Annotated in this window: 12 protein-coding genes; 10 read left to right on the top strand and 2 right to left on the bottom strand. The window is 63.7% G+C overall.

The window, feature by feature from the left end:
* The first annotated feature begins 24 nt into the window (after positions 1 to 24).
* From NCT05_RS07840 to NCT05_RS07795, 10 genes are all read left to right on the top strand, one after another.
* The gene (locus NCT05_RS07840; RefSeq protein ID WP_008349817.1) at positions 25 to 396 is read left to right on the top strand and encodes an SMR family transporter; all 372 of its coding nucleotides are present in this window, start codon (positions 25 to 27) and stop codon (positions 394 to 396) included.
* A 52-nt stretch (positions 397 to 448) separates the two neighbouring features.
* The gene (locus NCT05_RS07835; RefSeq protein ID WP_250502009.1) at positions 449 to 1606 is read left to right on the top strand and encodes a DegT/DnrJ/EryC1/StrS family aminotransferase; all 1158 of its coding nucleotides are present in this window, start codon (positions 449 to 451) and stop codon (positions 1604 to 1606) included.
* A gap of 29 nt (positions 1607 to 1635) precedes the next feature.
* Positions 1636 to 2673 (top strand): glycosyltransferase, encoded by a 1038-nt coding sequence (locus NCT05_RS07830; RefSeq protein ID WP_008349819.1) that lies wholly within the window; start codon positions 1636 to 1638, stop codon positions 2671 to 2673.
* Positions 2670 to 3656 carry a formyltransferase gene (locus tag NCT05_RS07825; protein WP_250459683.1) on the top strand — a complete coding sequence of 329 codons (987 nt, stop codon included), beginning with the start codon at positions 2670 to 2672 and terminating at the stop codon, positions 3654 to 3656. Before NCT05_RS07830 ends, NCT05_RS07825 begins: the two co-directional genes overlap by 4 nt.
* Positions 3653 to 4699 (top strand): bifunctional UDP-4-keto-pentose/UDP-xylose synthase, encoded by a 1047-nt coding sequence (locus NCT05_RS07820; RefSeq protein ID WP_008349823.1) that lies wholly within the window; start codon positions 3653 to 3655, stop codon positions 4697 to 4699. The genes NCT05_RS07825 and NCT05_RS07820 overlap by 4 nt, the downstream gene beginning before the upstream one ends.
* Before the next feature lie 9 nt (positions 4700 to 4708).
* A complete protein-coding gene (locus NCT05_RS07815) occupies positions 4709 to 5605 on the top strand; it encodes a polysaccharide deacetylase family protein (protein WP_250502008.1) in 897 nt (298 codons plus the stop codon).
* Positions 5606 to 5676: 71 nt separating this feature from the next.
* A complete protein-coding gene (locus NCT05_RS07810; protein WP_008349827.1) occupies positions 5677 to 6138 on the top strand; it encodes a peroxiredoxin in 462 nt (153 codons plus the stop codon).
* A gap of 398 nt (positions 6139 to 6536) precedes the next feature.
* Positions 6537 to 8402, top strand: coding sequence for a PhoH family protein (locus tag NCT05_RS07805; protein WP_250480494.1), 1866 nt, complete (start codon positions 6537 to 6539; stop codon positions 8400 to 8402).
* A 198-nt stretch (positions 8403 to 8600) separates the two neighbouring features.
* Positions 8601 to 9530, top strand: a complete 930-nt coding sequence (locus NCT05_RS07800) for a C40 family peptidase (protein ID WP_033536115.1) — start codon at positions 8601 to 8603, stop codon at positions 9528 to 9530.
* 58 nt (positions 9531 to 9588) lie between these two features.
* Entirely contained in the window at positions 9589 to 10395 is an 807-nt protein-coding gene (locus NCT05_RS07795; protein ID WP_175980104.1) for an SDR family oxidoreductase, read from the top strand.
* A 39-nt stretch (positions 10396 to 10434) separates the two neighbouring features.
* Here NCT05_RS07795 and NCT05_RS07790 read toward each other — a convergent pair whose 3' ends face one another.
* Together NCT05_RS07790 and NCT05_RS07785 are read right to left on the bottom strand one after the other, a co-directional pair.
* Entirely contained in the window at positions 10435 to 11445 is a 1011-nt protein-coding gene (locus NCT05_RS07790) for an inorganic phosphate transporter (protein ID WP_008349834.1), read from the bottom strand.
* 95 nt (positions 11446 to 11540) lie between these two features.
* Positions 11541 to 12167: a DUF47 domain-containing protein gene (locus NCT05_RS07785; RefSeq protein ID WP_008349836.1), complete on the bottom strand. Its 627-nt coding sequence runs from the start codon at positions 12165 to 12167 to the stop codon at positions 11541 to 11543.
* Between the last annotated feature and the right edge of the window lie 27 nt (positions 12168 to 12194).

The following is a 12194-nucleotide window of genomic DNA, read 5'->3' as shown; positions in this document are numbered from 1 at the left end:
TGTTCCGCATTTGAAAAACGCGCGATGAACCCGATCTCCTTTATTTGCATCGTCATCGGCGTATCGTTGAACGCATGCGCCCAGCTCCTGCTCAAAGCCGGCGTGAACGCGGTGGGCCATTTCGACATGACGCCCGCCAACATTCTGCCGGTCGGCATCAAGATCGCGACGCAGTGGCCGATCATCGGCGGGCTTGCCTGTTATGTGCTGAGCGTCGTCGTGTGGATCGTCGGGCTGTCGCGCGTGGACGTGTCGATCGCCTATCCGATGCTCTCGCTCGGCTATGTCGTCAACGCGTTCGCCGCGTGGTACCTGTTCGGCGAAGTGCTGTCGATGCAGCGGCTCATCGGCATCGGCATCATTCTGGTCGGCGTCGTGGTGCTCGCGCGCGGCTAGTTGCCGGACCGAAGCGTCCGCCGGATCAATTCATTTTTTAAACGCATAGTCCATGACTCAAACAACGCGGCCGTTCCTGCCCTTCGTGAAGCCCGATATCGACGAAGAAACCATTCAGGGCGTCGTCGACGTGCTGCGCTCGGGCTGGATCACGACCGGCCCGCAGAATCAGCAGTTCGAGGCGGAGTTGTCGGCGTACGTGGGCGGCCGCCCGGTGCGCGCCTTCAACTCGGGCACCTGCACGATGGAAATCGGCTTGCGCATCGCGGGCGTCGGCCCCGGCGACGAAGTCATCACCACGCCGATGACCTGGGTGTCGACCGCGAACGTGATCCTCGAAGTCGGCGCGACGCCGGTGTTCGTCGATATCGATCCGGTCACGCGCAACATCGACCTGAATCTGCTCGAACGCGCAATCACGCCGCGCACCAAGGCGCTGATGCCCGTCTATCTGGCCGGCCTGCCCGTCGACATGGACAAGCTCTACGAGATCGCGCGCGCCCACAAGCTGCGCGTGATCGAAGACGCCGCGCAGGCGTTCGGTTCGACGTGGAAAGGCCAGCGCATCGGCGCGATCGGCGACATCGTGTCGTTCAGCTTCCACGCGAACAAGAATGTGACGTCGATCGAAGGCGGCGCGCTAGTAATGAATAACGAGGACGAAGCGGAACTCGCGCGCAAGTACCGTCTGCAAGGCATTACGCGCACGGGCTTCGACGGCATGGATTGCGACGTGCTCGGCGGCAAGTACAACCTGACGGACGTGGCGGCGCGCGTCGGCCTCGGCTCGTTGCGGCGCGTCGAAACCCTCACGCAGCAGCGCCGCGAACTGGCGCGCCTCTATTTCGATGCCTTCAAAGGCGGCGCGGCGGTCGAGCTCGGCGTGGGTCTGCCGGTCGACAACTTCACGGACCACAACTGGCACATGTTCCAGATCGCGCTGCCGCTCGAGAGGCTCAAGCTCACGCGCGCGGAATTCATGGCGCAACTGAAGGAGCGCAACGTCGGAAGCGGCGTGCATTACCCGGCGCTGCACTTGTTCACGCTGTATCGCGCGCGTGGCTACAAGGAAGGCATGTACCCGCATTCGGAGCATTACGGCGCGTCGAACGTGACGCTGCCGCTCTTCCCGGGCATGACCGCCGACGACGTGACGCATGTCGTCCGGTCCATCGACGAAATCTGCGAGCAGTTCGGACACAACGGGTAACACGGACCATCAAGGACAATCAGCGCAACATGAGTCATTTCGATTTTCCGGCGACGTCCCCCGAGCTTTCGGTGATCATCCCGGTGTACAACGAAGCGGACGGCCTCGCCGCGCTTTTCCAGCGCCTCTATCCGGCGCTCGATGCGCTCGGCACGTCGTACGAGGTGATCTTCATCAACGACGGCAGCCGCGACAAGTCGGCCGCGCTGCTCGCGCAGCAGTTCCACGTGCGGCCCGACACCACGCGCGTCATTCTGCTCAACGGCAATTACGGCCAGCACATGGCGATCCTCGCGGGCTTCGAACAGTCGCGCGGCGAGATCGTCGTCACGCTCGATGCCGACCTGCAGAATCCGCCCGAGGAAATCGGCAAGCTCGTCGCGAAGATGCGCGAGGGCTACGATTACGTCGGCACGATTCGCCAGCAGCGGCAGGACAGCCTGTGGCGCAAGAAGGCGTCGCGCGCGATGAACCGCCTGCGCGAGCGCATCACAAAGATCAAGATGACGGACCAGGGCTGCATGCTGCGCGCGTACAGCCGCCATATCATTGATACGATCAATCGCTGCGGCGAGATCAACACGTTCATTCCGGCGCTCGCGTACACCTTCGCGCAAAACCCGATCGAAGTCGATGTCGCACACGAGGAGCGGTTCGCGGGCGAGTCGAAGTATTCGCTCTATAGCCTCATCCGCCTGAACTTCGATCTCGTTACCGGCTTTTCGGTCGTGCCGCTGCAATGGCTGTCGTTCATCGGCGTGATTCTGTCGGTCGGCTCGGCGGGCCTGTTCCTGCTGCTGTTGATTCGCCGCTTCATGTTCGGCGCGGAAGTCCAGGGTGTGTTCACCCTCTTCGCCATCACGTTCTTCATGCTCGGCGTCATCATCTTCGCGCTCGGGCTGCTCGGCGAGTACATCGGGCGCATCTATCAGCAGGTGCGCGCGCGGCCGCGCTATCTCGTGCAGACGATTCTCGAACAGCGCGACGGCGTATCGGTCGCCGCCAAGCCGTTGCAGGACGCCGTGCAGCAAGTGGTCGCCGTCACGCGCGAGGAAGACGACCGATGAAGCCGCGCGCAGTCGTCTTCGCGTATCACAACGTCGGCGTGCGCTGTCTGCAGGTGCTGCTCGCGCGCGGCGTCGATGTTGCGCTCGTCGTCACGCACGAAGACAGCGCAAGCGAGAACATCTGGTTCGGCAGCGTCGCGCAGGTCGCGGCGGAACACGGCATCGACACGATCACGCCTGCCGATCCAAAGTCGCCCGAGCTTTTCGGCGCGGTGGAGAAAATCGCGCCGGACTTCATCTTCTCGTTCTACTACCGGCACATGCTGCCCGTCTCGCTGCTTTCGCTCGCAAAGCGCGGCGCGTACAACATGCACGGCTCGCTTCTGCCCAAGTATCGCGGCCGCGTGCCGACGAACTGGGCCGTCATCAACGGCGAAACCGAGGCCGGCGCGACGCTGCATGAAATGCTCGCGAAACCCGATGCAGGCGCGATCCTCGCGCAAACGCCGGTGCCCATCCTGCCCGACGACACAGCAGCGCAAGTCTTCGACAAGACCGTCGTTGCCGCCGAACAGACGCTCTGGCGCGTGCTGCCCGCCTTGCTCGCCGGCGAAGCGCCGCATCTGCCGAACGATCTCGCGGCGGGCAGCTATTACGGCGGACGCAAGCCGGAAGACGGCCGCATCGACTGGTCGCAGCCGGCGCAGCGTGTCTACAACCTGATCCGCGCGGTCGCACCGCCGTATCCGGGCGCGTTCACGGATATCGGCGCCGATCGTTTCATCGTCGCGCGGGCGCGGCTCGTGCCCGAAACGGGCGCGCCGGGCGTTTCACCCGAAAGACTCCGTGAGCTGCGGGGTTTGCCCCCGGGCCTGACCGTGGCGGATAATGCGCTGTTTGGCGTCTGCGGCGATGGCCGCGTCATCGCCATCCACGAATTGCGTCACCGGCCCCTGAACGCCGACGCGCAACCGTCGGGCGAAGAACGCACCGTCGATCCTTCCGAATTCGGCCGAATCATTCAATCCTCTCGTCATTCATGAAAAAAGTTCTGATCCTGGGTGTCAATGGCTTCATCGGCCATCACCTGTCCAAGCGCATCCTCGAAACCACCGACTGGGAAGTCTTCGGGATGGACATGCAAACCGATCGCCTGGGCGACCTCGCGAATCACGAGCGGATGCATTTCTTCGAGGGCGACATCACGATCAACAAGGAGTGGGTCGAGTATCACGTGAAGAAGTGCGACGTGATCCTGCCGCTCGTCGCGATCGCCACGCCCGCCACGTACGTGAAGCAGCCGCTGCGCGTGTTCGAGCTCGACTTCGAGGCGAATCTGCCGATCGTGCGTTCGGCCGTGAAGTACGGCAAGCATCTGGTGTTTCCGTCGACGTCCGAGGTGTACGGCATGTGCACCGACGAGCAGTTCGATCCGGAAAACTCCGTGCTTTCCTACGGCCCGATCAACAAGCCGCGCTGGATCTACGCGTGCTCGAAGCAGCTCATGGACCGCGTGATCTGGGGCTACGGCATGGAGGGTCTCAACTTCACCCTCTTCCGTCCGTTCAACTGGATCGGCCCGGGCCTCGACTCGATCTACACGCCGAAGGAAGGTTCGTCGCGCGTCGTGACGCAGTTCCTCGGGCATATCGTGCGCGGCGAGAACATCAGTCTCGTCGACGGCGGCGCGCAAAAACGCGCGTTCACCGACATCGACGACGGCATCGGCGCGCTGATGAAGATCATCGAAAACAAGGGCGGCGTGGCGTCGGGCAAGATCTACAACATCGGCAATCCGACGAACAACTTCTCGGTCCGCGAACTCGCGAACAAGATGCTCGCGCTCGCAAACGAATTCCCCGAGTACTCGGACAGCGCGAAGCAGGTGCAACTGGTCGAGACGTCGTCGGGCGCGTACTACGGCAACGGCTATCAGGACGTGCAGAACCGCGTGCCGAAGATCGACAACACGATGCAGGAACTCGGCTGGGCGCCGCAAGCGTCGATGGACGACGCGCTGCGCAAGATCTTCGAAGCGTACCGCGGCCACGTGGGCGAGGCCCGCAAGCTGGTGGAACAGGCGTAAGGCGCGCGCGTGGCTCGCATCGTTCTGAAAATCGACGTCGATACGCTGCGCGGCACGCGCGAAGGCGTGCCGAACCTCGGGCGGCTCCTCGACAAGTACAGCGCCCGCGCGACGTTCCTCTTCAGTCTCGGCCCGGATCACACCGGCTGGGCGCTGCGGCGGGTCTTCCGGCCCGGCTTTCTGAAGAAGGTGTCGCGCACGTCGGTGGTCGAGCATTACGGCGTGAAGACGCTCATGTACGGCGTGCTGCTGCCGGGGCCGGATATCGGCCGCGAAGCGGTGTCGGAAATGCGTGCGATCCACGAGGCCGGCTTCGAATGCGGCATCCATACGTGGGATCACGTCTACTGGCAGGACAACGTGCGCGGGCGTGATCGCGACTGGACCGTCGCGCAGATGCAGCAGAGCCACGCGCGCTTCATCGAGATTTTCGGCGCACCGCCCGTCACGCACGGCGCCGCCGGCTGGCAGATGAACGGCTACGCGTTCGAGCAGATCGACGCGTGGGGCATGCGCTACGCATCCGACGGGCGCGGCCACACGCCGTATATTCCCGTGCTCGACGGCCGCACGCTGAATCACATCCAGATGCCGACCACGCTGCCGACGCTCGACGAAGTGCTCGGCGTCGACGGCGTCGACGAAAGCAATGTCGCGGCGCACGTGCTGCGTCATACGGCGAACAATCCGCACGATCAGGTGTTCACGCTGCACGCCGAACTCGAAGGCCAGAAGCTCGCGCCGGTGTTCGAGCAGCTGCTCGCCGGCTGGCGCGCGCAGGGACACAGCTTTGCCACGATGGGCGATTACCATGCGGCGCTGGACCGCGCGTCGCTGCCCACGTACCCTGTGACGTGGGGCGAGATTCCGGGCCGCGCGGGCGAACTGATCGTCCAGCCGGGCTGAAGCGGCGCGTGGCCGCTTTCTCCCCGCCTCGCTTTTCTCACCGATAAACCAGAACAACCGGAGAAACCTACGTGTCAGTTGCAGTCGACCAGCCCGTTCCCGACTTCACCGCACCCGCGACGGGTGGCGAGTTCACCCTGTCCTCCTTGCGCGGCAGAAAGGTCGTGCTCTTCTTCTATCCGAAGGACAACACGCCCGGCTGCACCACCGAAAGCCTGCAATTTCGCGACCACTACGATCAGTTCAAGGCGGCCGGCGCGGAAGTGATCGGCATCTCGCGCGACAGCGTGAAATCGCACGACAACTTCAAGGCGAAGCTCGAGCTGCCTTACACGCTGGTTTCGGACGCTGACGAAGCGATCTGCACGCTCTTCGATGTCATCAAGATGAAGAAGATGTATGGCAAGGAAGTGCGCGGCGTGGAGCGCTCGACCTTCCTCGTCGACGCAAACGGCGTGCTGCGACGCGAGTTTCGCGGTGTCAAGGTGCCGGGCCACGTAGAGGCGATCGTCGAGGCTGTACAAGCGATTTGAGGCACGTTATATTGGTTCGCAATGAGCGCCTGCCTTCCCCATTTCCTTCGTTCCAGTGCAAGCCGCCGTGTGCCCGTGGGTACGGTGGGCATGGACCCGGGCTATGTGGATCCGGCAAGGGAAAGGCGCTCTGAAGCTGAAGTCAGCCGCTGGTTCCGGTAGTCGGAACGGCGGCTTTTTCATTTGGCGTCGCACGAAAGCCACGCTTCATCGGCTCGGGCGCGGCGTGTTGCACGCAACCTCCAAGGAGCAGATCGAAACTTAGGCGAACCGGCGATTTCGACAACGAAGCGCGCCTCCGGGCGCAAACTGCAGGATTCGTATCGCTTCGAGGGCGTACGAGCAGGATGCGACAGGCGGCGCACGATACACGACCCGATTCCTTTCGAGGGAACATCATGCCTTTGCCTACCGCCCCGGCCAAGCTCGGCCATCTCCTTCCGGCTGAAGAATACAAGGCCAAAGCCCGGCCTTCGAAGCAGTCGAAAAAACAAGCCGCGGCGAGCGATGACGACGCCTATGGCGCGGTCGAGACCGTCGCCGCCGAGCGTCCCGCCACGAATGCCGCGCACACGCTGCGCTCGATCGCGAACGAAGTGCTGACCCAGATTCCGGCCGAGCCGCACGTCGAAGCCGTCGTGCCGCCGCCCGCACCGGGCACCGTCCCTACGCGCGGCCGAAAATCGAAGCAGACCGCCGCGCTCCTGCAGCCGACGCCCGGCGCCCGCGCCACGCCGGATGCAGTCGAAGCGCGCACGGAGCGCGCCGAAACGCCCGTCGCGACCGAAGCACCTGTCTCGGCCACGACGCGCGATACGCGCGCGCAGAACAAACGTCGCAAGGGCACGGCTGCCGAAGCCGAATTGCGCAAGCTCTTCGTGCTCGACACCAACGTGCTGATGCACGACCCGAGTTCGCTCTTCCGCTTCGAGGAACACGACGTCTATCTGCCGATGATGACGTTGGAAGAACTCGACAACCACAAGAAGGGCATGTCGGAAGTGGCGCGCAACGCGCGTCAGGTGAGCCGGACGCTCGATGCGCTCGTCGCGCACGCGGGCAACGCCAGCAAGATGGCCGAAGGGCTTCCGCTCGCTGCGCAAGGCAATCGCGACGCGCTCGGCCGCCTCTACTTCCAGACGACGCTCACGGACATCGAGCCGGTCGAAGGCCTGCCCGTCGGCAAGGCGGACAACCAGATTCTGGGCGTCGTGCGCGCGCTGCAGAAGGAGCGGCCGGATCGCCAGGTCGTGCTGGTGTCGAAAGACATCAACATGCGCATCAAGGCGCACGCGCTCGGTCTGCCTGCCGAAGACTACTTCAACGATCAGGTTCTCGAAGACAAGGATCTGCTCTACTCCGGCGTGCGCGCACTGCCGCAGGACTTCTGGACCAAGCACGCGAAGGGCATGGAGAGCTGGCAGGACACCAAGACCGGCACCACGTATTACCGCGTGACCGGGCCGCTGTGCCCTTCGATGCTCGTCAACGAGTTCGTCTATCTCGAGCCGCAGAACGGCGAGCCGTCGTTCCATGCGGTCGTGCGCGAGCTCAACGGCAAGACCGCGCTCCTGCAGACGCTGCGGGACTACGGTCATCACAAGAACAACGTGTGGGGCATCACTGCGCGCAACCGCGAGCAGAACTTCGCGCTGAATCTGCTGATGAACCCGGAAGTCGATTTCGTCACGCTGCTGGGTCAGGCCGGCACCGGCAAGACGCTGATGGCGCTCGCCGCGGGCCTTGCGCAAGTGCTCGACGACAAGCGCTACAACGAGATCATCGTGACGCGTGCGACGGTTCCGGTCGGCGAGGACATCGGCTTTCTGCCCGGCACCGAGGAAGAGAAGATGCAGCCGTGGATGGGCGCATTCGACGACAACCTCGAAGTCCTCCAGAAGACCGATGACGCCGCCGGCGAATGGGGCCGCGCCGCGACGCAGGAGCTCATCCGTTCGCGTCTCAAGGTGAAGAGCATGAACTTCATGCGCGGACGCACGTTCGTCGACAAGTACGTGATCATCGACGAGGCGCAGAATCTCACGCCGAAGCAGATGAAAACGCTCGTCACGCGCGCGGGCCCCGGCACGAAGATCGTGTGCCTCGGCAACATCGCGCAGATCGACACGCCGTACCTGACCGAAGGCAGTTCGGGTCTCACGTATGTCGTCGATCGCTTCAAAGGCTGGACGCACAGCGGTCATGTGACCCTCGCGCGCGGCGAGCGTTCGCGCCTCGCCGATTACGCGTCCGACATTCTGTAAGCGCGCGGCTTTCAACGCGATGAAACGGCCCGGCGGAGCGATCCTGCCGGGCCGTTTCCTTTCGTCCTAACGTTCCGCACTTGCAACACTTACGGCACAGACTTCATGTAAATCCTCAAGACATCTTGCCGCACGGCCGTGCGGCGGATTAGTATCGGCACACTGTCCTTCCTGGCGGGTTGCCGCTCGCCTTTTGCAATGCGTCGAATCTGCCTGCCGCTACTTGTTACCGTCATGCTCGCCGCGTGTGGATCCGCGCCGCAGCAGACGGCACGCAAGCCTGCGGCCAGCACGAGCGCCAACCGCACTTATAGTCCGCCGCCCGGTTTTCCGAAGTTCGTCGATCACAGTGTCGGGCGCGAGGAAATCTCCATTCAGGCGATGTCGCTCGTCGGCGTGCCGTATCGCTGGGGCGGCAACACGCCCGATGCGGGCTTCGATTGCAGCGGGCTCGTGCGGTATGTCGTCGACCGCGCGGCGTCCGTGAATCTGCCGCGTACGACCGCCGACATGAGCTCGCGCGGCGAATCGGTCGAACCCGACGAGATCGCGCCGGGCGATCTGATCTTCTTCAACACGACCGGACGGCCGCATTCGCACGTGGGCATCTATGTCGGCAAGCTGCGCTTCGTGAATGCGCCATCGACGGGCGGCACGGTGCGCCTCGACTATCTGACGAACCCGTACTGGGCGAAACGATTCGACGGCATTCGCCGCGTCGCGCCGCCGAAGACCGCGCCTACCCCGTTCGATGCGCCGACTTACATCGCGTCGCCTGCGCCCGTGCAAGCGCCTGCTCCGTCATCCGCCGACGCTTTCGAGCCACCGCCCTCGACGCTCAACGCGGCGCAACGCCAGGCTCGCGCCGCGAGCGCTACGACGCCTGGCGTCGCGACGATCAACGCTTCATCGGATCCGATTCAGGCCGCCGCCGACGCCTTCGAACCGCCGCCGCCGACATCGACCGCCGCGCGTCAGCAGGCGCGCTCCGCACAAGCCGCTGCCGATCCCTACGATTCCGCCGAGCCGCCCGTGCGCGTGATGCGCGCCTCCACCGGCTCGCTCGCCGCACCCCGCCCCGCACAGAACGACGATCCCATCGCCCGCTTCGCCACTGGCACGAACTGACGCGCGCTGCGCGTCTCTGCTATCGTGTTCCGATCATTCGTCGACGGAGCGCAACACCATGGACCTGGGACTCGCGGGCAAGGTTGTCCTGATTACGGGCGGCAGCAAGGGGATCGGATTTGCATGCGCCAGAGCGTTCGCGAGCGAAGGCGCGAAGGTCGCGATTGTTTCGCGCGACGCTGCGAATCTGGCCCGCGCCCGGGAGCAACTCGCGAGCGACGGGTATCACGTGCATCTCGCGCGCGCCGACCTGCACGAGGCCCACAGCGCCGAGGATGTCGTCGAGGAAGCGAGCACCGCGCTCGGGCCGATCGACATTCTTATCAACAGCGCCGGCGCCGCGCGCCGCTACGATCCGGACACGCTCGACGCCGCGGCCTACAGAGCGGCGATGGACGCCAAATACTTCTCCTATGTCTATCCGCAGCAGGTCGTTCTCAAGCGCATGGCGGAGCGCCTGCGTAACGATCCGAAAGCCGAGCCTGGCGCGATCGTCAACATCGTGGGAATGGGCGGCAAGATCGCGACGGACATCCACATCGCAGGCGGCGCGGCCAATGCGGCGCTGATGCTCAACACCGTCGGGCTCGCGCATCACTACGCGAAGCTCGGCATCCGCATCAACGCGATCAATCCGGGCGCGACGCTCACGGAACGCGTCGAGGAAGCGCTCGATCTGGAGGCGAAGCGGCAAGGCGTGACGCGCGATCAGGTGCTCGCCGACAGTCAGGCGAAAGTGCCGCTCGGACGCTATGCGAAGCCGGAGGAAATCGCCGACGTTGCGCTCTTTCTGGCGAGCCGCCGCGCGAGTTACGTGTCGGGCGCAATCATTCCGATGGACGGAGTGTCGTCGCCGATCATCTGACGCGCTGCGGGCCCGATGAGAGCCCGCAGGCGGAACGAATCAAAGGAAGCGGTGGCCGATCCACCAGCCGGCCGCCGCGAGCGCGGCGGACGCGGGAATGGTCAGAATCCACGCCCACACGATATTGCCCGCGACGCCCCAACGCACCGCGCTGAATTTCTGCGTCGCGCCGACGCCGACGATCGCGCCGGTGATCGTATGGGTCGTCGATACGGGAATGCCGAGGAACGACGCGACGAAGAGCGTGATCGCCCCGCCCGTCTCCGCGCAGAATCCGCCGACCGGCTTCAGCTTCGTGATCTTCTGACCCATGGTCCGCACGATGCGCCAGCCGCCGAAGAGCGTGCCGAGACCCATCGACAGGTAGCACAGGCCGATTACCCAGACGGGCGGCGCTTCGGCTGTTGCGGAGGCGTAGCCGGTCGCGATCAGCAACATCCAGATGATGCCGATGGTTTTTTGCGCATCGTTGCCACCATGGCCGAGCGAATACAGGCCAGCCGAAACGAGCTGCATGCGGCGGAAACGCCGGTCGACCTTCGAAGGCGGCGTGCGGAAATACAGCCACGACACGAGCAGCATGAAGAACGAGCCGAGCACGAAGCCGAGCAGCGGCGAGATGAAGATGAATGCGACGGTCTTGAGCAGCCCGTCCCAGTTGAGCGACCCCCAGCCGGATTTGGCGAGCGCCGCGCCGACGAGGCCGCCGATCAGTGCGTGCGACGAACTCGATGGAATGCCGTAGATCCAGGTGACGATGTTCCAGCCTATCGCGCCGACGAGCGCGCCGAAAATGACGTAATGATCGACGATTTCGGGATCGATCGTGCCCTTTCCGACGGTTGCGGCGACCTTGAGGTGAAAGATGAAATACGCGATGACGTTGAACGCCGCGGCGAAGGCGACCGCCTGCTGCGGCTTCAATACGCCGGTCGAAACGACCGTGGCGATGGAGTTGGCGGCGTCGTGAAAGCCGTTCATGAAGTCGAACGCGAGTGCGACTATGACGAGCAAGGCGACTGCCCAGATGGCGAGTTGAATCGAATGCATCGGTTGGTGTTGTTTTTACCGGCGCTCGAAGACGGCGCGGGATTGTGTCGTCGTTGCCCGCGTTGCGTGATGCGCCGCGGGCTCGGGCGGCATGATCAGGCGTTTTCCAGCACGATGCCTTCGATGATGTTCGCGACGTCTTCGCACTTGTCGGTAATCGTCTCGAGCAGTTCGTAGATCGCCTTCAGCTTGATGAGCGTCTTGACGTCGTCTTCCTCGCGGAAGAGCTTCGACATCGCCGAGCGCAATACGCGGTCCGCGTCCGACTCGAGCCGGTCGATTTCCTCGCAGATCTTCAGGATTTCGCTCGCGCGCTTCATGTCCGCCAGCAATTCGACGGCCTGCTGCACGCGCGTGACCGTGCTCGTGCAGATATGCGCGAGCTGGCTCGCCTCCGACGTCACGAAACGCACGTCGTACAGGGAAATAGCGGTGGCCACGTCCTCCATCAGGTCGAGGATGTCGTCCATCGTCGTGATGAGCTTGTGGATTTCGTCGCGGTCGAGCGGCGTGATGAACGTCTTGTGCAACAGGTCGATGGTTTCGTGCGTGAGCTTGTCGGCGCGCTTCTCGTTCGCCTGCACGTTCTGCTTGTGAACCTCGGCTTCGTCGAGGTTGTCGATCAGCAGTTCAAGCTCGCGGCTCGCATCGACCATGCACTTCGCATGCGCGTTGAAAATCTCGAAAAATTTGCCCTCGGTGGGCATGAAACGACCGAACATGAAAATCCCGATAAATGGGTCAATCTG

It is taken from the genome of Caballeronia sp. AZ7_KS35 (assembly GCF_023631045.1).
Taxonomy (GTDB): Bacteria; Pseudomonadota; Gammaproteobacteria; order Burkholderiales; family Burkholderiaceae; genus Caballeronia; species Caballeronia zhejiangensis.
The sequence above is the reverse complement of the archived record's forward strand: the minus strand, read 5'-3'. Positions and strand labels throughout refer to the sequence as shown.

Bases quoted from the DNA above. Each gene is read 5' to 3' on its own strand.
- NCT05_RS07790 (WP_008349834.1), bottom strand. From the start codon at position 11,445: ATGCATTCGATTCAACTCGCCATCTGGGCAGTCGCCTTGCTCGTCATA.
- NCT05_RS07820 (WP_008349823.1), top strand. From the start codon at position 3,653: ATGAAAAAAGTTCTGATCCTGGGTGTCAATGGCTTCATCGGCCATCAC.
- NCT05_RS07830 (WP_008349819.1), top strand. From the start codon at position 1,636: ATGAGTCATTTCGATTTTCCGGCGACGTCCCCCGAGCTTTCGGTGATC.
- NCT05_RS07840 (WP_008349817.1), top strand. From the start codon at position 25: ATGAACCCGATCTCCTTTATTTGCATCGTCATCGGCGTATCGTTGAAC.
- NCT05_RS07825 (WP_250459683.1), top strand. From the start codon at position 2,670: ATGAAGCCGCGCGCAGTCGTCTTCGCGTATCACAACGTCGGCGTGCGC.
- NCT05_RS07800 (WP_033536115.1), top strand. From the start codon at position 8,601: ATGCGTCGAATCTGCCTGCCGCTACTTGTTACCGTCATGCTCGCCGCG.
- NCT05_RS07805 (WP_250480494.1), top strand. From the start codon at position 6,537: ATGCCTTTGCCTACCGCCCCGGCCAAGCTCGGCCATCTCCTTCCGGCT.
- NCT05_RS07785 (WP_008349836.1), bottom strand. From the start codon at position 12,167: ATGTTCGGTCGTTTCATGCCCACCGAGGGCAAATTTTTCGAGATTTTC.
- NCT05_RS07835 (WP_250502009.1), top strand. From the start codon at position 449: ATGACTCAAACAACGCGGCCGTTCCTGCCCTTCGTGAAGCCCGATATC.
- NCT05_RS07795 (WP_175980104.1), top strand. From the start codon at position 9,589: ATGGACCTGGGACTCGCGGGCAAGGTTGTCCTGATTACGGGCGGCAGC.